Annotated in this window: 20 protein-coding genes; 13 read left to right on the forward strand and 7 right to left on the reverse strand. The window is 61.6% G+C overall.

All coding sequences use genetic code 11. From position 1 onward, the window contains the following. Positions 1-26 precede the first annotated feature (26 nt). From BLJAPNOD_RS17910 to BLJAPNOD_RS17930, 5 genes are all read left to right on the forward strand, one after another. Positions 27-368, forward strand: coding sequence for a DUF2147 domain-containing protein (locus BLJAPNOD_RS17910; RefSeq protein ID WP_115420673.1), 342 nt, complete (start codon positions 27-29; stop codon positions 366-368). Positions 369-704: 336 nt separating this feature from the next. Beyond that, on the forward strand, positions 705-878 hold the full coding sequence (locus tag BLJAPNOD_RS17915; RefSeq protein WP_115420674.1) for a hypothetical protein: 174 nt from the start codon (positions 705-707) through the stop codon (positions 876-878). 13 nt (positions 879-891) lie between these two features. After that, complete coding sequence (locus BLJAPNOD_RS17920; protein ID WP_162174731.1) at positions 892-1,068, forward strand: hypothetical protein; 177 nt, start codon at positions 892-894, stop codon at positions 1,066-1,068. Between the two features lie 93 nt (positions 1,069-1,161). After that, positions 1,162-1,482: a YnfA family protein gene (locus tag BLJAPNOD_RS17925; RefSeq protein ID WP_077504005.1), complete on the forward strand. Its 321-nt coding sequence runs from the start codon at positions 1,162-1,164 to the stop codon at positions 1,480-1,482. Positions 1,483-1,558: 76 nt separating this feature from the next. Beyond that, positions 1,559-3,061: an AMP nucleosidase gene (locus BLJAPNOD_RS17930; protein ID WP_077504006.1), complete on the forward strand. Its 1,503-nt coding sequence runs from the start codon at positions 1,559-1,561 to the stop codon at positions 3,059-3,061. A gap of 191 nt (positions 3,062-3,252) precedes the next feature. Here BLJAPNOD_RS17930 and BLJAPNOD_RS17935 read toward each other — a convergent pair whose 3' ends face one another. Both BLJAPNOD_RS17935 and BLJAPNOD_RS17940 read right to left on the reverse strand, forming a co-directional pair. Then, positions 3,253-4,182, reverse strand: a complete 930-nt coding sequence (locus BLJAPNOD_RS17935) for a diacylglycerol kinase family protein (protein WP_077504007.1) — start codon at positions 4,180-4,182, stop codon at positions 3,253-3,255. A 153-nt stretch (positions 4,183-4,335) separates the two neighbouring features. Further along, the gene (locus BLJAPNOD_RS17940; RefSeq protein ID WP_053246850.1) at positions 4,336-4,803 is read right to left on the reverse strand and encodes an Lrp/AsnC family transcriptional regulator; all 468 of its coding nucleotides are present in this window, start codon (positions 4,801-4,803) and stop codon (positions 4,336-4,338) included. A 150-nt stretch (positions 4,804-4,953) separates the two neighbouring features. Here BLJAPNOD_RS17940 and BLJAPNOD_RS17945 point away from each other — a divergent pair, with 150 nt between their 5' ends. Next, positions 4,954-5,865: a DMT family transporter gene (locus BLJAPNOD_RS17945; RefSeq protein WP_077504008.1), complete on the forward strand. Its 912-nt coding sequence runs from the start codon at positions 4,954-4,956 to the stop codon at positions 5,863-5,865. A 69-nt stretch (positions 5,866-5,934) separates the two neighbouring features. Here BLJAPNOD_RS17945 and BLJAPNOD_RS17950 read toward each other — a convergent pair whose 3' ends face one another. From BLJAPNOD_RS17950 to BLJAPNOD_RS17960, 3 genes are all read right to left on the reverse strand, one after another. Next, positions 5,935-6,822 carry a proline/glycine betaine ABC transporter permease gene (locus BLJAPNOD_RS17950; RefSeq protein WP_025426359.1) on the reverse strand — a complete coding sequence of 296 codons (888 nt, stop codon included), beginning with the start codon at positions 6,820-6,822 and terminating at the stop codon, positions 5,935-5,937. A 118-nt stretch (positions 6,823-6,940) separates the two neighbouring features. After that, positions 6,941-7,939 carry an ABC transporter substrate-binding protein gene (locus BLJAPNOD_RS17955; protein ID WP_077504009.1) on the reverse strand — a complete coding sequence of 333 codons (999 nt, stop codon included), beginning with the start codon at positions 7,937-7,939 and terminating at the stop codon, positions 6,941-6,943. A 290-nt stretch (positions 7,940-8,229) separates the two neighbouring features. Then, complete coding sequence (locus BLJAPNOD_RS17960) at positions 8,230-8,802, reverse strand: ABATE domain-containing protein (protein WP_115420675.1); 573 nt, start codon at positions 8,800-8,802, stop codon at positions 8,230-8,232. Between the two features lie 95 nt (positions 8,803-8,897). Between BLJAPNOD_RS17960 and BLJAPNOD_RS17965 the strand changes: the two genes are divergently transcribed. Beyond that, a complete protein-coding gene (locus BLJAPNOD_RS17965; RefSeq protein WP_115420676.1) occupies positions 8,898-9,797 on the forward strand; it encodes an alpha/beta hydrolase in 900 nt (299 codons plus the stop codon). Positions 9,798-9,883: 86 nt separating this feature from the next. Here BLJAPNOD_RS17965 and BLJAPNOD_RS17970 read toward each other — a convergent pair whose 3' ends face one another. Next, positions 9,884-11,548 carry an electron transfer flavoprotein-ubiquinone oxidoreductase gene (locus BLJAPNOD_RS17970; RefSeq protein ID WP_115420677.1) on the reverse strand — a complete coding sequence of 555 codons (1,665 nt, stop codon included), beginning with the start codon at positions 11,546-11,548 and terminating at the stop codon, positions 9,884-9,886. 480 nt (positions 11,549-12,028) lie between these two features. Here BLJAPNOD_RS17970 and BLJAPNOD_RS17975 point away from each other — a divergent pair, with 480 nt between their 5' ends. From BLJAPNOD_RS17975 to BLJAPNOD_RS17995, 5 genes are all read left to right on the forward strand, one after another. Further along, positions 12,029-13,327, forward strand: a complete 1,299-nt coding sequence (locus BLJAPNOD_RS17975; RefSeq protein WP_115420678.1) for an Hsp70 family protein — start codon at positions 12,029-12,031, stop codon at positions 13,325-13,327. A 41-nt stretch (positions 13,328-13,368) separates the two neighbouring features. Then, positions 13,369-14,244, forward strand: coding sequence for a uracil-DNA glycosylase (locus BLJAPNOD_RS17980; protein ID WP_115420679.1), 876 nt, complete (start codon positions 13,369-13,371; stop codon positions 14,242-14,244). 142 nt (positions 14,245-14,386) lie between these two features. Then, positions 14,387-14,563, forward strand: coding sequence for a hypothetical protein (locus BLJAPNOD_RS17985; protein WP_112807130.1), 177 nt, complete (start codon positions 14,387-14,389; stop codon positions 14,561-14,563). Between the two features lie 65 nt (positions 14,564-14,628). After that, positions 14,629-14,784 (forward strand): hypothetical protein, encoded by a 156-nt coding sequence (locus tag BLJAPNOD_RS17990; RefSeq protein WP_115420680.1) that lies wholly within the window; start codon positions 14,629-14,631, stop codon positions 14,782-14,784. Positions 14,785-14,995: 211 nt separating this feature from the next. Next, on the forward strand, positions 14,996-16,288 hold the full coding sequence (locus BLJAPNOD_RS17995) for an MFS transporter (protein WP_115420681.1): 1,293 nt from the start codon (positions 14,996-14,998) through the stop codon (positions 16,286-16,288). 27 nt (positions 16,289-16,315) lie between these two features. Here the strand turns inward: BLJAPNOD_RS17995 and BLJAPNOD_RS18000 are convergent, their stop codons facing one another. Next, positions 16,316-17,254, reverse strand: a complete 939-nt coding sequence (locus tag BLJAPNOD_RS18000; protein ID WP_077504016.1) for a DMT family transporter — start codon at positions 17,252-17,254, stop codon at positions 16,316-16,318. Between the two features lie 421 nt (positions 17,255-17,675). Between BLJAPNOD_RS18000 and pepN the strand changes: the two genes are divergently transcribed. After that, on the forward strand, positions 17,676-20,324 hold the full coding sequence (gene pepN / locus BLJAPNOD_RS18005) for an aminopeptidase N (protein ID WP_115421346.1): 2,649 nt from the start codon (positions 17,676-17,678) through the stop codon (positions 20,322-20,324). Positions 20,325-20,348: the final 24 nt, after the last annotated feature.

Here is a 20,348-nt window from a genome sequence, read left to right on the forward strand (position 1 = left end):
CCGGCGACTTCTATCTGGAGGAATGAATGATACGCACCCTGCTCATGACAGCGGCTCTCGCTGTTGGCGTTGCCGGAGCGGCCAATGCCGCCGAGCCGATCATCGGCAACTGGAAGACCGCAACCGGCGCGACAGCCGAAATCGCCCCTTGCGGCGGCGCCTACTGCGTCACGCTGAAGACCGGAAAATACGTCGGCAAGCGGATAGGCAACCTGACCGGCACAGGCGGCAACTATTCCGGGGAAATCACCGATCCGGAAACCGACAAGACCTATAGCGGTTCCGGTGCCGTCGACGGCAACTCGCTAAAAATGAAGGGATGCGTGCTCAAGGTTCTCTGCAAAACGCAGACCTGGTCGCGCCTCTAGAAAGCGCCGCGCCTTCAGCGATTCCATCTGAAGGCAGGATGCTCTCGGAGAGACCCTTTCAAAATGGGCGCCCCTCGGGTGACCTTCAGTTCATTTACAAGCCCGCCGAGATTTTCGGCGGGTTTTGTTTTTTTGCAATGGCAGGCCCATCCAGCCGTCAGCCCAACACCGCCCATGCCTGATCGCGGAGTTTTGTGCGCCCTTCCCGCGAGAATGACGGCGACATCAATCGCAAGATGAACGCCAGATGAACGGCGATATCAGCAAGAGTTCAGTTTGGTTGTGCGAAAACCCACTCAATCGATTTGAACCGCCTCCAGACCAACGGACAGAACCATGGACATTCTTGCTCGGCGCCTCACCATTATCAGCCTTCTGATGGTTGTTTTCGCGATGACCCTTGCCGCCGCGGTCAGTGCAGACACCGAACGTCGCCGCACCAACACCTATCTCGGCTCGCTGACTGATTGCACCGCGCACACGGCGCAATACTGCCAAGCCAAGCTCTAACGGAGTAAACGCCATGCTGGCCGCCCTTTCCACCTCCGCCTTTCTCTCGCTGCGTGTTCTTGCACTTGCCAGCCTGCTGATGGCGCCGGTAGGGGCGCTCGCCTATAGCAAGGCCAACGGCCTCGGCATCGGCAAGCAGGGCGCCGGTCTCGTTCTCTTCGTGACGCTGCAGCGTCAATCCATGAGCTGACCCAAGGCGCCACCGGCGCCTTTTCCTTTGCCTGCCTCTCTTGCATCGCTGCGCTCCTTCCTATCCTTTCACGGTTGAAAGGACCCACCGCCGATGCCAGCCTATGCCGTTTACTCCCTTGCCGCCCTTGCCGAGATCGCCGGATGCTTCGCGTTCTGGGCCTGGTTGAAACTCGACAAGCCGATCTGGTGGCTGATCCCGGGCGTCGCATCATTGGCACTGTTTGCCTGGCTGCTGACGCTGATCGACAGCGAAGCGGCCGGCCGCGCCTATGCCGCCTATGGCGGGGTCTATATCGCCGCGTCACTCGTCTGGCTGTGGCTTGCCGAAGGCATCAGGCCCGATCGCTGGGATCTGACCGGAATGACCGTCGCCCTCGTCGGCAGCGCCATCATTCTCGCCGGACCGCGCTAAAGTTGTTCTGATCGGCGCGGTTGTGCATGCCGCATCTTGTCGTTTGCTTGTCAGAAGCCTCAGCCTATAATGCGACATGAACAAGCGAATCTCTTCACACTCCGTCCTTTCCGTCTCCACACCCGACCCGTTCGAGCCGCAGTTCTTCGAAGATCCTGCGGACGCGGTCGATTGCCTGGAGGCGCTTTACGATCGCAATACCCGGTTCCTCACAGAGGCTTTCGAGGGGCTGGGCAAGAACGGCGTTCCGATGACGCGCTATCGCGCCTGCTACCCACAGGTCAGCATCGAAACCAGCAGCTTCGGCCATGTCGATTCCCGCCTGTCATACGGATATGTCAGCGCGCCGGGCGTTTACACCACAACGATCACGCGACCGAAACTGTTCCGGCACTATCTGAAGGAACAGCTGGGGCACCTGATGCGCAATCACGGCCTCGGCGTCACCGTTTCCGAATCTTCGACGCCTATCCCGCTGCATTTTGCGTTCGGTGAAGGTGCGCATGTCGAAGCGTCCGCGGGCGAATCCATCGATATTCCGCTGCGCGACCTGTTCGACGCGCCGGACCTGACGACAACTGACGATGAGATCGCCAACGGCTCCTATGAACCAGGCCCGGGCGAGCCATCGCCGCTGGCACCGTTTACAGCCCAGCGCATCGACTATTCACTGGCCCGCCTCAGCCACTACACGGCCACGAGTGCGACGCATTTTCAGAACTTCGTGCTGTTCACCAACTACCAGTTCTATATCGACGAGTTCTGCGCCTGGGCACGCCAACAGATGGCGGAAGGCGGCAACGGCTACACGGCCTTCGTCGAGCCCGGCAACATCATCACGCCTGCCGGCGCCGACAAGCCCGAAACGGATTATACGCTCGCCCGTCTGCCGCAGATGCCCGCCTACCACCTGAAGAAAAAGGGCCATGGCGGTATCACCATGGTCAATATCGGCGTCGGCCCGTCCAACGCAAAGACGATCACCGACCATATCGCCGTGCTGCGCCCGCATGTCTGGTTGATGCTCGGCCATTGCGCCGGCCTCAGAAACAGCCAGCGCCTCGGCGACTACGTGCTCGCCCATGCCTATATGCGCGAAGACCATGTGCTGGACGACGACCTACCGGTCTGGATCCCACTGCCGGCCCTTGCCGAGGTTCAGGTGGCGCTGCAGGATGCCGTTGCCGAAGTCACCGGCTATCGCGACTACGATCTCAAACAGATCATGCGCACCGGCACCGTCGCCACCATCGACAACCGCAACTGGGAACTGCGCGACCAGCGCGGACCGGTCAAGCGCCTGTCGCAGGCGCGCGCCATCGCGCTCGACATGGAATCGGCGACAATCGCTGCCAACGGCTTCCGCTTCCGGGTGCCCTACGGCACGCTGCTTTGCGTTTCCGACAAACCGCTGCACGGCGAGCTCAAGCTTCCGGGAATGGCCACGGCCTTCTATCGGACGCAGGTCAGCCAGCATCTGAAGATCGGTATTCTGGCTCTGCAGAAGCTGGCTTCGATGCCGCCCGAGAAGCTGCATTCCCGCAAGCTCAGAAGCTTCTACGAGACGTCGTTCCAGTAAACGGCAACGCTTCTCCAGCTTTGCCTACAGAACCATCGACAGCATCGTGCCGCGACAGCGGTCGCGATGCGCGGCAGATGGGCGTTGGCGCAGATCAATTGCTTCTGCGTCGTGCGGCAAGGACGAGAATCACGACAGCTTCGGCTGTCTCGGGGTAAAGACTGACCCGGGGGTCACGGATTGACCCGGGGTCACGGACTGACCTGGGGTCCCGAACCGGGCCTGTCGGCACCAACGAGCAACTTCAGTTCGCCCGGGTGGATCCTCAGCGCGACGTCGCGGCCCATCGGTAGAAGTTCGCCATCGATCACGCAGTTGATCTTCCGGTCGACCTTGGGGAAATGCAGATCCAGCGCATGGCCGCTCATTTCTGTAATCACCGGATTGTCGCGGAACTTGCCGCGCATCACGTCGAGCGCCAGCTTGGCAACCCCGGGCGGGCTTAGAGGCGGCGCGGTGTAGAAACCGAGATGACCGGCTGTCACGTCGTCGGCATACATCAGCGTATCGCGCCCGAACGGGTTGTTCGACACGGACACGGCCGAGACATGACGACTTTCATGGTGACCATCCACGTCGAACTCGATCTCGAAATCCGGCGGATTGAGGATGACCCCGAGGGCAGCTCGTGTGCTCGCCGTGATCTTGCCCAGCCGCGACCGGAAACTGAACGATTCTCGGTAGCGCACCATGCGAGCATGCAGGCCCATCGAGAACTGGTGCACGAAGGCGCGGCCGTCGGCGCTGCCGATGTCGCCATCGATGATCGTGCCCTGCGCCAGAACCTCCGGCGCCTTCCAGATATCGAGCGGCAATTTCAGTGTGCGGGCAAAAAGGTTCATCGTCCCGGCCGGGACGACGCCGAGCGGCATGCCGGTTTTCCAGGCAACGCCTGCGGCGGCCGAAATCGTGCCATCGCCGCCGCCAGCGACGATCGCGTCGAGATCGTCGCGTCTGCAGGTCTTTTCGAGCGCCTCCTGCATCTCGGCACCCGAGACCGTCGCGATCTCGATCTGGTGGCCGGCATCGCGGAAAATCGCCTCAACCTTGCTGCCATAGGCCGTCATGTCCGTCGTTCGGAAGGTTCCACCGTCCCGATTGAAGATCGCTTTGATTTTCATGAAAGGCTTACTGGCTCCATTGCCGTGACACGAGGGCGGCCACCGCGATGAGATAAGCGCAATCGGCGCCGTTTCCAGTCCCTTACAAAAACTTAACCTGCCGCCTGCAGGAGACGGGAGCCCGGCTCCGCCAGTGCCGACCTGCCTTCAGCCCTACTCCGGCAGCTTCAGCGGGCCGCCCGTCTTGATCGAGCGGATGGCGAAATTGGAGCGAATGTCCGTCACGCCGGGCATTGCCAGCAAGGTCTCCGTCAGCAAAGTCTCGTAGGCCGATAGGTCTTCCACGACCACCTCGGCCAGGAAATCTGCATTTCCTGAAATCAGGAAGCAGGACACGACCTCTGGAATGGCAAGCAGTGCTTCCTGCTGACGCTGGGCATTCTCGCGGCTGTGCTGGCCGACCTTGATCTCCACGAAAACGGTCAACCCAAGCCCAACCTCCTTGCGGTCGATATCAGCCCGATAGCCGCGCAGGATCCCAGATTTCTCCAGATTGCGGATGCGCCGCAGGCATGGAGACGGCGACAGATTGACACGTTCGGCAATCTCCACGTTCGTTGCTCGCGCATCCTCCTGTAGGATCTTGAGAATCGCGAGATCGAATTTATCCAGATTTGGCATAGCTGACATTCCAATGAGGCCATTTTGGCACATGATTGCGCACCATAGGCCATTCCGGGCATAAATCGCAAGGACATGCCTTGCCCATTGGCAGTAATCTTCTTCCCGGCCCCGATCACTACGGGCATCCAATTCGGGAAGGAAAATCAGATGGTTGCGCTCACACTCGATCGCGGCACCACCGCGCCCGTGGCCACGGGCTACGCCGGCGCCTTCATCACCGTGCTGATCTGGGCCGGGTGGATTCTTGCGACACGACACACCGCCGGCACCGCGCTCGGCACGATAGACCTTGGCCTTATCCGCTACGGCGTTCCGGCGCTGGTTCTTGCCCCTGTTTGGCTAAAGATCGGGCTTCTGCCGCGCAGGCTGCCGGTTCTCTTGCTTCTCCTGATGGTTGCCGGTTCCGGCGCGCTGTTCTTTCAGGTCGCAGCCTTTGCCATTCATGCCACACCTGCCTCTTCAGTCGGCGTGCTGCTCGGCGGCTCGATGCCGCTGGCAACGGCGCTGATCGGCATTACCGTCTTCGGCGAGCGGCCCGACCGCATGCGTATCGCCGGTTTTGCCGCGATCGTCGCCGGCGTCGCCCTCCTGCTTGCCCGCAGCCTTGCCGGCACCACCGGCACCGGCTGGGCCGGTTATGCGCTACTTCCGGCTGCAGCCACACTCTGGGCAATCTACACCCACGCCTTCCGGCGCTCCGGCCTCAGCCCGTTCGAGGGCAGTGCACTGATCGCCGTCTGGTCGTTCCTGATCCACCTGCTGCTTGCCGGCATCTTCGGTAGCACGCTTGCGAGCGTCCCCCTCAAGGAGATCGCGCTGCAAATCACCAGCCAGGGCCTGCTCTCGGGCCTCGTCGCCATGGTCGCCTATGGCGTGGCCGTTCGCAGCCTCGGCGGAACCCAGGCCGCCGCCTTCACCGCGCTGACCCCGGTGCTGGCGATGATCGGCGGGGCAATGCTGCTCGGCGAGGAGATCGGCCCGTTCGAAATCGTCGCCGCCATTGTCACGGCGGTCGGCGTGGCGCTCTCGACCGGCATCCTTTCACCGCGCAAGGCGTGAAGGATCAAAACGTAAAGTGGCCCGGAAGCGAAAGCCTCCGGGCCACTCTGTTGGTTGGTACCGTCATTTTCAGCCGTGAACGATCTCGCGATGCTTCTGCAGCCGGTGACCATAGGCCTGGCTGACGCGGTCGAAGATGATGGCGATGCCGACGATGGCCAGGCCGTTGAAGATGCCGAGCGTAAAATACTGATTGGCAATCGCCTTCAGCACCGGCTGCCCGAGCCCCTGAACCCCGATCATCGAGGCGATGACCACCATGGCGAGCGCCATCATGATCGTCTGGTTGATGCCGGCCATGATCGTCGGTAGCGCCAAGGGCATCTGCACGTTCTTCAGTTTCTGCCAGCCAGACGAGCCGAAGGCATCCGCCGCCTCCAGTACATCCTTGTCGACGAGACGGATGCCGAGGTTGGTCAGGCGGATCATCGGCGGGATGGCGTAGATCACCACGGCGATCAGCCCGGGCACCTTGCCGATCCCGAGCAGCATCACCACCGGGATCAGATAGACGAAGCTCGGCATGGTCTGCATCACGTCGAGTATAGGATTGACGACATTCTGGACCCGGTCAGAGCGCGACATGACGATGCCGAGCGGTATGCCGATGGCGATCGACAGCACGGTACAGACGAAGATCATCGAAATCGTCTTCATCGTATCGTCCCACATGTCGAAATAGCCGATGAGCAGCAGCGTGCCGATACAGCCGGCGACGATCTTCCAGTTCCGGCTTGCGAACCAGGCGAGAACCGCAATCAAGAGGATGATGATCGGCCAGGGCGTGCGCGTCATGAAGCGCTCCGACTGGATCAAAAAGAACTGCAACGGCTCGAAGAACGCTTCGATGCCGTCGCCATAGGCGCGCGTGAAGGTCCGGAACCCTTCGTCGATCGCCTTTTTCAAAGCCCGCAGGCGGTCGTCATCCATATGCGGAAACTGGGTCAACCATTCCATTTCATTCCCCTTCGCTCTTCCCCGGCGGCGACCTTGTTTTTGTTTTGCGTCCACCAACCATCAACCAAAGGGCGGCGCACGGAACAGTGCGCCGCCCAATTTCATCAGGCGATGGCAATCAAAGCGCTGCCTTGACCTTCTCGGCAATGTCCGGGGAGACCCAGGTGGTCCAGATGTCTGGGTTTTCCTGGAGGAAGTGTTTTGCACCTTCCTCGCCGCTTGCCTGGTTGTCGGTCATCCAGGCCATCAGCTTGTTGACGGTGTCGTTGGTCCAGGCGCGCTTGTTCAAGTAGTCCATGGCAGGGCCGGCGCGATCGGCAAAGGTCTTGGTCACCAGCGTCTGGACCTTGTCCTTCGGCCAGTCGTTCTTCTTCGGGTCCGGGCAATCGGCAACCGTGTTGCAGCGCTTCCATTCCGCTGCATCCGCCTCGACGCCATGGCCGAGCTTCACCATCTCGTATTTGCCGAGAAGTGCCGTCGGTGCCCAGTAGTAACCGACCCACCCCTGCTTGCGCTCGTAGGCCTTGGCAATCGAGCCATCGAGGCCTGCAGCCGAGCCGGTATCGACCAGCGTGAAGCCGGCCGCCTCGCCGCCATAGGCCTTGTAGAGCTGGGTCGTGACAACCGTGCCGCCCCACCCTTGCGGACCGTTGAAGACGGCGCCCTTGCTGGCGTCTTCCGGATCCGGGAACAGGTCCTTGTGCTTCAGCACATCGTCGATCGTCTTGATGTCGGGGTTGGCATCGACGATGTATTTCGGCACCCACCAGCCCTGGACAGCACCATCGGAAAGGGCGACGGCCGCACCGACGAGCTTGCCTTCCTCGAGGCCGCGATTGACGACATCCGGCAGCAGATCCACCCAGCCTTCCGGCGCGATATCGGGCTGGCCCTTCTCGATCATCGAAGTGATCGTCGGCACGGTGTCGCCGACGACGAGCTCGGCATTACAGCCATAGCCTTCCGTCAGAATGATCTTGTCGACACTCGCCAGGACCTCGGCGCTCTGCCAGTTCATGTTGGCGATCGTCACGTCGCCGCATTCGGCTGCCGAGGCCGTGCCGGCAAGGCCAAGAAGGCCGGCGGCCAGGCAAGTCGTTGCAAGAAGCTTGTGCATTTTTGTTCCCTTTGTTCTGGCGGTACGTCCCGTCGGACGACCGATCTCACCGCAGCGATCGGTCGCGTGTCAACAGGGTTCGGTCCAACTCAAAAACAACAGGGACCGAACGGCCTGCAGGTGTGCGCCGACGCGCTTGGCGCGACAACAACACCCTGAAGGCTATAGGGTCTTTCCGGCAAGGACTTTCCCATTTGCGTCAAGGATTGCCTTTCCTAATGTTCCCGCACTTGCGGGCGTATAGGGCCAGTGCAAAAGGTCGGCACATCGGGAAGAAAACGCACCTTTGATCAGGGCGACTTGTTGCGCTGGTAGTAGCGCGACACGCGAACGCGATTGCCGCAGCGGGCGGCCGAGCACCAGCGCCGCCGCGCATTGTTGCCGACGAAGAGCATGACGCAGTCGTCGGCCTCGCATTTGCGGATGAGCCTGGCATCCGGGCCTGCCAGCAACAGGGCGGCATCCTCCGCCAGGAAGCCCGCCAGTTGAACGCCGGGCGTTCCCGCCCTTTCGCTGTTAACCGCCGGCGCATCGCCCCAATCCAGGTGCCGCGTCACGGGCGCAGCGCGCATCGCCGCGTTGAGGCCGGCGACATCGCCCGTCGGCACATCCCGGCCCTCCATCAGGCTCCTTACCGCCGAGGCCAAATGGTCGCGGACCGCGTGGACGGCCACAAGGTCTTCGACGGCAAGCGTGGCAGCACCGAAGAGCGAGGCATCCGGCAACCGTCCCGCCTCCTGCGCTACCCACACGGCAAGCCCTTCCGCATCGCCGATCAGGTCAACGTGCCCTTCCCCGATCAACGGACGCGTGTTGATCAGGTCCAGCGCCAGGGGCTCTCCGACAAAAGCGGTCAATTCCATGTCACGTCCATTTGGCTAATGTATATTTTTTATGTTGACACATTAGTTTTTCCGGGACAATCCTAATGCATAAATCTTCCATATAGGAGTGTGACATGAGTGCGATCAGCGTCCCCATCATTCGTCACCGCTTTGCGGTCGTTGACGGCATCAAGATCTTTTACCGGGAAAGCGTTCCGGGAAATGCGGACGCTCCGACACTGCTCCTGCTGCACGGGTTTCCATCATCCTCGCATCAATATCGTCGATTGATGGATGTGCTTGGCAACCGTTATCGCCTGATCGCACCTGATTATCCGGGCTTCGGCCACAGCGACGCCCCCACATCGACGAACGAAGGTGGCCGTTTCGTCTACAGCTTCGACCATCTGGCCGACATCATCGAAGGTTTTGTCGACGCCCTATCGCTCAAGACTTTCACTCTCTACGCCTTCGACTTCGGCGCCCCGGTCGGCTTTCGGCTGGCAAGCCGGCGCCCTGAATTGATCGCCGGGCTGATCGTCCAGAATGGCAATGCGTACCGCGAAGGCCTATCGGACACAGCGCGCGATTTCATCGCGCTCAGGCCTGAGGATGACGGCGCGACGGACCAGGTCCGGCAATTGCTGACGCTGGAGATGACGCGCGCGCAATATGAAGGCGGCACATCCGATCCGGAGCTGGTCGCCCCTGACGGCTGGACGATGGACCAGCATTTTCTCGACCGGCCGGATCGTCGCCAGCCGCAGATCGATCTCGCTTTCGACTACAAGAGCAATCTCGCACACTATCCGGAATGGCAGCAATGGTTGCGCGACGCACGCCCGCCAACCCTCATCACCTGGGGGCGCAATGATCCGTTCTTCACCGAAGCCGGCGCCCGCGCCTTTCTGGCCGATGTGCCTGATGCCGAGTTGCATCTGTTCGAGACGGGTCATTTCGCCCTTGAGGAGCGCCTCTCCGAGATCGCGCCGCTGATTGCCGACTTCGTCGACCAGATATCGGCGCGCACATGACATGAAAAAGGCGCCGGGCAAGTGCGCGGCGCCTCGAATTCACAGTTGCTCGAACCATCGCGTTGCGCGCAGCCCGGCCAGACCCGTTACATATTGGGATAGACCGGTCCCTCGCCACCCTGCGGCGGCACCCAGTTGATGTTCTGGTTCGGGTCCTTGATGTCGCAGGTCTTGCAGTGCACGCAGTTCTGCGCGTTGATGACGAAGACCGGCTTGCCGTCCTTCTCCACCCATTCATAGACCCCGGCGGGACAGTAGCGCGTCGACGGACCGGCAAAGACATCGAGTTCCGAGGTGCGCTGCAGCTCCGGGTTCTTCACCTGCAGGTGGATCGGCTGGTCTTCCTCATGGTTGGTGTTCGACAGGAATACCGAGGACAGGCGATCGAAGGTCAAAACACCGTCGGGCTTCGGATAGTCGATCTTCTTATGCTGTGCTGCCGGCTCCAACGACTGCGCGTCGTTCTTGCCGTGCTTCAGCGTGCCGAACAGCGACAGACCGAACAACTGGTTGGTCCACATGTCGAGACCGCCGAGCGCCACGCCGAGCGCCGTGCCGAACTTCGACCACAGTGGCTTGACGTTCCTGACCCGCTTCAGGTCCTTGCCGATGTCGGTCTGGCGCCATTCGTTCTCGATCTCGACCGGCTCGTCATTGGCCCGACCCGACGCGATCGCTTCCGCCAGCTTGTCGGCCGCCAGCATGCCCGACAGCACCGCATTGTGGCTGCCCTTGATGCGTGGCACGTTGACGAGACCGGCCGAACAGCCGATCAGCGCACCCCCTGGGAACGACAGCTTCGGCACCGACTGGTAGCCGCCCTCGGTGATCGCGCGGGCGCCATAGGACAGCCGCTTGCCGCCCTCGAACGTCCCGCGGATCGCCGGGTGGGTCTTGAACCGCTGGAACTCCTCGAACGGGAAGAGATAGGGGTTCTTGTAGTTGAGGTGCACGACGAAACCGACGGCGACCATGTTGTCTTCGAGATGGTAGAGGAACGAGCCGCCGCCCGTCTTCATGCCGAGCGGCCAGCCGAACGAGTGCTGCACCAGACCCGGCTTGTGGTTCTCCGGCTTGACCTGCCAGAGCTCCTTGAGGCCGATGCCGAATTTCGGGACATCACGGTCTTTCGACAGATCGAACTTCGAGATCAGCTGCTTGGCGAGCGAGCCACGCACGCCCTCGCCGATCAGCGTGTACTTGCCGAGCAGCGCCATGCCGCGGGCAAAGTTCGGGCCCGGCTCGCCATTGCGCTCGACGCCCATGTCGCCGGTGGCGACACCGATGACGGCACCTTCGTCGTTATAGAGCACTTCGGTCGCGGCAAAGCCCGGATAGATCTCGACGCCGAGCGCTTCGGCGTGGCCGGCAAGCCACCGACAGACGTTGCCGAGCGAGACGATGTAGTTGCCGTGATTGTTCATCAAAGGCGGCATGGCGAAGTTCGGCAGGCGGATCGAGCCGGCGGGGCCGAGAAGCAGGAAATGGTCGTCCTTGACTTCGGTCTTGAACGGATGATCGGCCTCATCGCGCCAGCCTGGCAGCAGCCGGTCGATGCCGATGGGATCGACGACGGCGCCCGACAGGATGTGCGCACCGACTTCGGCACCCTTCTCGAGCACCACGACCGAGAGCTCCGGATTGATCTGCTTCAACCGGATCGCAGCCGAAAGGCCAGCCGGCCCCGCGCCGACGATCACCACGTCGAACTCCATGCTCTCGCGCTCGGGTAGGTCCATCGCCTCGCTCATACCGTCTCTCCAGTCTCGCCAGTCTTCTGCCAGCTCAGTTCCCAGGCCATATCATCCCGTCATGGCAAATGCTGTTTGGGTTGTCGAGCCGGGATGCGACAGACGATGCCCGCTTTTGCGCATGAGGTCATGAGTTTAGCACAAATGTCTATATTACGTGCACGTAAACGTAAATATGAAATTTTATCCATGTCCTTGTGGGCACCCGCCGTCCAGCCTTGCTTTTGCCGAATAGCCGTGTCACGAGGCCGGCATTCGACTTTCCGGCGGAAGACGCCGGCAATCCCATCCGCAACCGGCATTTCGGCAAGGCGCCCACGGCGCCGGAAAGGCATGCCTTTCGCTGCATTCCAGGTGTCGCCGACCTCCCCGGCACGAACCTTGAAAGCAGCGCGCGGAACAGAGCCGTGTCGCCTTGCGGAGCCCTGGACAAGGGCATGGCGCAACGACACCAGAAACACAGACGTCAGGAGACTTCCCATGGCCAGAGCACTGGGCTTCGATTTCGGCACCACCAACTCGGTCCTCGCGGTTTCGGCAGGCGACACCACCCATTCGATGAACTTCGATAGCCTGGCGGGCAGCACCGACGCCATGCGTACGGCGCTTTCCTTCATGAAGGATCCGAACCTCGGCGCATCCGCCCTGAAGGTAGAAGCGGGACAAGCGGCGATCCGCTCGTTCATCGACAATCCCGGCGACTGTCGCTTCCTGCAGTCGATCAAGACCTTCGCCGCAAGCCCGCTGTTCCAGGGCACGCAGATCTATGCCAAGCGCCATAGTTTCGAAGACCTGATGCGGGTATTCCTGACCAAGCTGAAGGATTATGCCGGCGACGACTGGGCGAGCCAATACAGCCGCATCGTCGTTGGCAGGCCGGTTCGCTTCGCGGGCTCCAGCCCCGATCCGGCATTGGCGCTCGAGCGCTACAGTTCAGCCCTTTCGGAGTTCGGCTTTCCCGAGATCCACTATGTCTACGAGCCGGTGGCGGCGGCATTCTACTTCGCCCAAAACCTCAAGCGCGATGCCACGGTGCTGGTGGCCGACTTCGGCGGCGGCACCACCGACTATTCGCTGATCCGCTTCGAGACCAAGGCGGGACGCCTGACGGCGACGCCGATCGGTCACTCGGGCGTCGGCATTGCCGGCGATCATTTCGACTTCCGCATCATTGACAACGTGATCTCGCCCCTCATCGGAAAGGGGAGTCTGTTCAAGAGCTTCGACAAGCTGCTTGAAGTGCCGTCAAACTACTATGCGAATTTCGGCCGCTGGAATCAGCTTTCGATTTTCAAGACCTTGAAAGACTTCACGGATCTGAAGAAGCTGGTGCGCCAGAGCATGGAGCCGGAAAAGCTCGAGGCCTTCGTAGACCTGATCGAGCATGACGAAGGTTATCCGCTCTATCAGGCGATCTCTGCCACCAAGATGCGCCTGTCGCAGGAGGAAGAGACCGAGTTCTACTTCTCACCGCTCGGCGAGATGTCGCGCCGAACCGTGCGCCGCTCCGACTTCGAAGGCTGGATCGCGCCTGAACTTGCCCGCATCGAAGAAGCGCTCGACGAAGTCCTGACGACGACGGAAACGCCGCCTGCAAGCATCGACAAGGTCTTCCTCACTGGTGGCACCTCCTTCGTGCCCGCGGTGCGCAACCTGTTCGAGCGGCGCTTCGAAAAGGACCGGATCGAAAGCGGCGGCGAACTGCTGTCGATCGCCCACGGCCTGGCGCTGATCGGCGACCATGAGGACATCGGCCATTGGACCGCGAATGCGGCATGAAGCCATTGGACCGCCAATTCTGACGTGCTAGGTTGGCGCCCATGATCTCTGCCGACACCCTCTCCCCCGGCCAACTCGCCGCCCTGCTCGCCTTCCATGCGGATGCGGGCGTCGAGTGGTTGATGGAAGAAGAGCCTGTCGATCGCTTCGCCGAGTTCGAAGCGATGAAGGCGGCGCGATCCGATTCGCGCCAGCAGGCGAGCGCAAGCCAGCCGGCAGCCCGCACCGAGGCGTCGACAACGCCACGACAGCAGGCCAGCCCCCAGACCCGCGCGCCGGCGCCTGCCGTCAACGCCCCGGCTGTCGCCATCCCAGACGCCCAGGCCGTCAAGGAGGCACAGTTTGCAGCCGAATCGGCGCGCTCGCTTGCCGAACTGCGCGTCGCCATGGAAGGCTTCGTCGGCTGCAATCTCAGAAACAGCGCCCGCAATCTCGTCTTCGCCGAAGGCGACCCGTCAAACGGCATCATGATCGTCGGCCCCATGCCCTATGCGGATGACGATCGCGACGGCCAGCCTTTCTCGGGTCGGCTCGGCGACATGCTCAACCGCATGCTCGCCGGCATTGGATTGTCGCGCGAAAGCGTTCTGCTCAGCAATGTCGTGCCTTGGCGCCCGCCGGGCAACCGCGTGCCGACCGCGCGTGAGGCCGATATCTGCCGCCCCTTCATCGAGCGCCAGATTGCGCTTGCCGAACCCAAGCACCTGTTGCTGCTCGGCAATTTCACGGCGCGTTTCTTCTTCGGCGGCACCGACACCATCCACCAGTTGCGCGGCGAATGGCGCGACCTGCAAATGGGCGGACACACCGTCCAGACCCTTGCGACCCTGCACCCGCAGGATCTGGTGACAGCGCCGATCAACAAGCGCTTCGCCTGGCAGGATATGCTTGCCTTCAAGGCCCGCATCAACGGCTGACGGCCGCCGGCCCTTTTCATGAACAAAGTGTGAAGAAAGCCATGCGGTTTGCGCATATCTGTGCGGCGTTCTGATGCATTGCAAAATCCATGCTGCAGCGCAATATATCGGAACGGGAGGAATGGAATAAGGAACAAGAACCATGACTGCCCGCTTTCGCCCGATCCACAGCAGCTTTGAGACGCTCCGTCACACGGGCGCTGCTCTGCGGACGCCGTTCAACCGTTTCGGCACGGCAGCCAACGAGCAGATGACTGCAATCGGCCTTGCCCGGACCACCCGTCCGTCGCAGCTCTTCGCCGACTTCATCCAGCGTTGATCCCTACGCGGTGCGCCGAGGCGTGCCGCGCGAGTGAGACGACGCTAAAGACAAGGAACACGATCATGACGAAGCCCATTGCAAGCCTCAAGGTCCTGTTCGATTCGATCGCCGATATCGGCACTGCCGTTCGTGCCTCGCGCGAATTTACCGCGCTGAGCACGACCAAGGACGCCCGCCGCGCCCATCGCTCGGCAATTAGCCCGCTGCTGCCGAACTGATAGCGCCCGGGGACGGACCGTTACCGTCTTTTTGCTATCGGCTGTCGCAATCGACAGCGCCTTGAAAACTGGATAGAGCCACACTCGTTTCGAGTTCGAAGCGATCGGTCTATCCGGCATTTCCGCCAGACTGCCCTCGCTCCGCATCGCGCCTTCGTTGCCAGCCACTCGGTTGGTCAACTCGGTGCGTATTTGTTTTTCAGGAGCGCCGATGCTGGCCAGTCTCGCTTCCGTCCTCAGCCTGATGCTGTCCACCCTGTTGATGATGGTGGCCTTCGGCCTCCAGAGCTACGTGATCCCGGTTCGCTCCGTCGCCGAAAACTGGTCGACGATGACGGTTTCGGTCATCGCGACCGGCTACACCGTTGGCTTCACGCTCTCCTGCATCATCACGCCAAAGTTCGTGCTGCGGGTCGGCCATGTCCGCGTCTTCACCGCGCTGATCACCCTGCTTTCGATCGCCATCCTGCTCTGCGGGCTCATCGTCGACTGGCGCTTGTGGATCGTCTTTCGTGCCATATCCGGCTTCGCCATTTCCGGCAGCTACCTCGTCATCGAAAGCTGGCTCAACGAAAGGGTGACCAACGAGAACCGCGGCATGCTGTTTTCGCTCTACCTGATCACCACGATGGTCGGCACGATCGGCGGGCAATACATGGTGCCGCTTGGAGACCCGACCAACACCTCGCTCTTCATCCTCTGCGGCGTGCTGTTCTCATTGGCGCTGCTGCCGACGGCGCTCTCCTCCTCTCCGATGCCGGCACCGCCGGCGCAGGCGCGGTTCGACATTCCCGGACTGTTTCGACGCTCGCCCGTGGCCGTGGTCGGCGGTTTTCTCGCCGGCGCGCTTTCGGGCGCCTGGCTCAACCTCGGCGGCGTGTTCACGCAGAAGATCGGCCTGTCGACTGGCGAAGGCGCTACGTTGCTCGCCTCGCTCCTGACCGGCAGTGCAATTTCGCAGATCCCGATCGGCCGCGCTTCGGACCGCATTGACCGGCGCATCGTCATGGTCGGTTGCGGCATTGTCGGCGTGATCTCCTGCCTGGTGATGTCCGCGTCCATCGGCAGCAGCCCGACGGTGCTCTATGTCATCGCCGCCTTCGTCGGCTCGGTGCTGTTTCCGATCTATGCCCTGAACGTTGCCCATGCCAACGACCTCGCCAAGCCAGACGAATATGTCGAGATCTCTTCGGGCCTGATGATCACCTACGGTCTCGGCACCATTTCCGGGCCGCTGATGGTCGGCCCCGTCATGGACCGGTTCGGGCCGGCCGCGCTGTTCGTCGTGCTTGCCGTCTACTTCGTGCTTTATGGCGGTTATGCCGCCTGGCGTATCCTGCAGCGGAGCCAGCACGAAGGTCTCGTTTCCAAGACGGACTTCCAGGCAACGACTGTCTTGCCGACGCCCGGGCCCGACGTTACCAGCCCGACCGCGCAGCAGGCGTTGCAGGACGACCTGATCGAGGACGACACGGTTCCCGCCTGGGAACGCCAGCCGGAATAGCAATGTCAGCCTCATCAGGAACGAGTGTCAGCCCTGCGGCGTGACGTGCTTGCGCGCGCCCCTGCGTTCCAACCCAAGCCGGTGTTCGCGAAAGATGATGAAGATACCGGCGCCGACAACGATGGCAGTGCCGATCAGCATTGTGCGTGTCGGGATGTCTTCGAACAGAAAATATCCGATGATCAGGCCGAGTACGATCGAAGTATATTCGAACGGCGCGATGGTCGACATGTCCGCGTGGCGGTAGCTTTCGGTCAAAAGAATCTGCGCGACGCCACCGCAAAAGCCGGCGACCATCAGCAGCAGAAAAGCCTCCTGTGAAATACTCGGCCAGCCGAACGGCAGGGTGGCCAGCGAAAAGACCGAGGCCGACAGCGAGAAGTAGAGCACGATCGTATGCGTGCGTTCAGCCTTCACCAATTTTCGCACCAGCACCATGGCGATGGCACCGAGGGCCGCCGAAACCAAGACCGCCGCCGCCCCGAGCGCCTCGGACGAACCGAGACCACCTTCGCGAAACAGCGTCAGCCGCGGCCAGGTGATGATCATGACGCCGACCAGGCCGATCACGACAGCGGACCAGCGATAGAGCCGAACGGTCTCGCCGAGAAAGATCGCGGCAAAGGCGACCGCGATCAGCGGCATCGCGTAACCGATGGCGATGGCTTCCGGCAGCGGCAAATGCACCAGACCATAGAAGCCGAAGCTCATGGCCAGGATGCCCACGAAGCCGCGCGCGATATGGCCACCGAGGTCCCTTGTCTTGAAAGCATCGCGCAATTTTCCGCGAAAAGCGAGATAGCCGAGGATCGGCACCATGGCGAAGGCGGACCGGTAGAAAGTGATCTGACCGGTGGCAATCTCGGTTCCCGCCGCCTTGATCAAGGTCGACATGCAAACGAAAATGACGACTGAAAGGACCTTGAGCAGGATCCCCTTCATCGGGTTTTCGACTTCGGCATCCATGGAAAACGCTTTTCGAGCCTGAGCGGACAAGGACCGCAGCGGCGACAGTTTGGGAGATTTGGGTGAGAAACTCACCGGAGAACCATGTCACTCTAGCCGCGCCGGCCGCGAAAGTCGGATCAAACTTCTTGATGACTTGTGTTTTTTCTTGATGAATTCGTAGCCGTGGCGTCAGCCGCAAAGATTTCTTTAGCGACGCCGAAAAAAACCTTTCCGGTTTATTTCTTGTTAGTGCCACTTCGATACACGTCAAAGCGATAAGGGAGCGGGAAGAATACCGGACACCATGTCTTTTCTGCCGGAAGTGCGGTCGCCGGCATCACAATCGTGTGGCATATCCGGCTTTTCGCCCTTTGGCCTTTTCACCATCACAAGCGCCCTCTACAAATCCACCAGTAGCAAGGCGCGAGCGGGACTGACCATGCGGACAAATACTGGCCAGATCATTCATCTGGAAGACTACCGGCCGACCGACTTCGTTCTTGAGAGAGTGGATCTGACCTTCGAGCTTGACCCGAAGGAAACCAAGGTCGAAGCGCGGTTGATCCTGCATCGGCGGGAAGGCGTGGACGCATCGGCGCCGCTGGTTCTCGACGGCGACGAACTGGTCATGACCGGCCTGCTGCTCGACCAGGAAGAGCTTGCAGCCTCGCTCTACGACGTGACCGACGACACGCTGACGATCCGCGGACTGCCCGAGGCCGCCCCGTTCGAAGTCACCATCACCACGATGCTCTCGCCCGAGACCAACACCAAGCTGATGGGTCTTTACCGCACCAACAGCGTCTATTGCACGCAGTGCGAGGCGGAAGGCTTCCGCCGCATCACCTACTTCCCCGACCGTCCCGATGTTCTTGCCGTCTATACGGTCAACATCATCGCCGACAAGAAATCCGCTCCGCTGCTGCTCTCCAACGGCAACTATCTCGGCGGCGCCGACATGGGCGACGGCCGGCATTTCGCCGCCTGGTTCGATCCGCATCCGAAGCCGAGCTATCTCTTCGCGCTGGTCGCAGGCGATCTGGGTGTGGTGGAAGACACCTTCACCACCCTGTCCGGCCGTGAGGTCGCTTTGAAGATCTACGTCGAGCACGGCAAGGAGCCGCGCGCATCCTACGCCATGGACGCGCTGAAGCGCTCGATGAAGTGGGACGAAGAAGTCTTTGGCCGCGAATACGATCTGGATATTTTCATGATCGTCGCCGTCTCCGACTTCAACATGGGCGCCATGGAGAACAAGGGGCTCAACGTCTTCAACGACAAATATGTGCTGGCCGACCCGGAAACGGCGACGGACGCAGACTACGCCAATATCGAAGCGATCATCGCGCACGAATACTTCCACAACTGGACCGGCAACCGCATCACCTGCCGTGACTGGTTCCAGCTCTGCCTCAAGGAAGGCCTGACGGTTTACCGCGACCACGAGTTTTCCGCCGACATGCGCTCGCGCGCTGTCAAGCGCATCGCCGAGGTCCGGCACCTGAAATCGGAACAGTTCCCGGAGGATGCCGGCCCCCTCGCCCATCCGGTCCGGCCGACGAAGTACCGCGAAATCAACAACTTCTACACGACCACGGTCTATGAGAAGGGCTCCGAGGTCACCCGGATGATCGCCACCCTTCTGGGCCGCGACCTGTTCAAGAAGGGCATGGATCTCTACTTCGAGCGCCACGACGGCCAGGCTGTGACGATCGAGGATTTTGTCGCGTGCTTCGCTGAAGTCAGTGGCCGCGATCTCGGCCAGTTTTCGCTCTGGTACCATCAGGCCGGAACACCGCTGGTGACAGCCTCCGGCGTATACGACGCGGCAAAACAGACCTTCACGCTATCGCTGGAGCAGACCATTCCGGCGACGCCGGGGCAAAGCGCCAAAGAGCCGATGCACATTCCGTTGCGCATGGGCCTGCTGCTCGACAACGGCGCGGAAGCCGATCTTTCAAGCGTGTCGGGCGCCGATATCACCGGCGACGTGCTCCACCTGACCGAGCGCAAGCAGACTGTGGTGTTCTCCGGCGTCACCTCGCGCCCGGTTCCGTCGTTCAACCGCAGCTTTTCTGCTCCGATCAACCTGCATATCGAGCAGTCCGACGACGATCTGGCGCTGATCGCCCGGCACGAGAGCGATCTCTTCGCCCGCTGGCAGGCCCTCAACGCTATTGCGCTCGCCAATCTGGTATCAGCGACGGCCGACGTACGTGCTGGCAAATCCGTCACGGTCGAAAGAGCCCTCACCGATGGCCTTATCGCCGCGGCCGCCGACGACAGGCTGGAGCCGGCATTCCGGTCGCAGGCCCTGTCGCTGCCGAGCGAAGCCGACATCGCCCGCGAGATCGGCGCCGACAACGATCCAGACGCCATCCATGCCGCCCGCCAGCAGGTCCTCAAGGCGATCGCCGTTGCCGGACGCGAGACCTTCCACCGGCTTGCGGACGAAATGGCGTCGAAGGCTGCCTTCAGCCCCGAAGCGGAAAGTGCGGGACGTCGGGCCCTGCGCAACGCCGCCCTCACCTATCTCGTCCATGGCGAGGACAATCCGGCGCGGGCGGCCGAAGCCTTCGCAGCTGCCGACAATATGACCGACCTCAGCCACGCGCTGGCGCTGCTCGCGCACCGGTTCCCGGACTCAGCCGAGACGGCGCAAGCGCTGGCGACGTTCCGCAAGCGGTTTGCCGACAACGCACTGGTTATCGACAAGTGGTTTGCGGTTCAGGCGACGATCCCCGGCGCCGGCACGCTCGATCGCATCAAGACCCTGATAACGGAGCCGCTTTTCAACGGCAACAATCCGAACCGCGTGCGGTCGCTGATCGGCAGCTACGCCTTCGCCAACCCGACGGGCTTCAACCGCGCCGACGGGGAAGGCTACCGCTTCCTTGCCAAGCAGATCCTCGACATCGATCCGCGCAATCCGCAGCTCGCGGCCCGCATTCTGACGTCGATGCGCTCCTGGCGCTCGCTCGAAGACGTGCGCGCCGGTCACGCCCGCAATGCGTTGAAGGAAGTGGCAGGCGCGACCAAGCTTTCAGCCGATGTCAGCGACATCGTCGAGCGCATGCTCAAGGCCTGAGAAGCCTGGGAAAATCAGGCGTTA

It is taken from the genome of Ensifer sp. M14, assembly GCF_003355565.1.
Taxonomy (GTDB): Bacteria; Pseudomonadota; Alphaproteobacteria; order Rhizobiales; family Rhizobiaceae; genus Ensifer.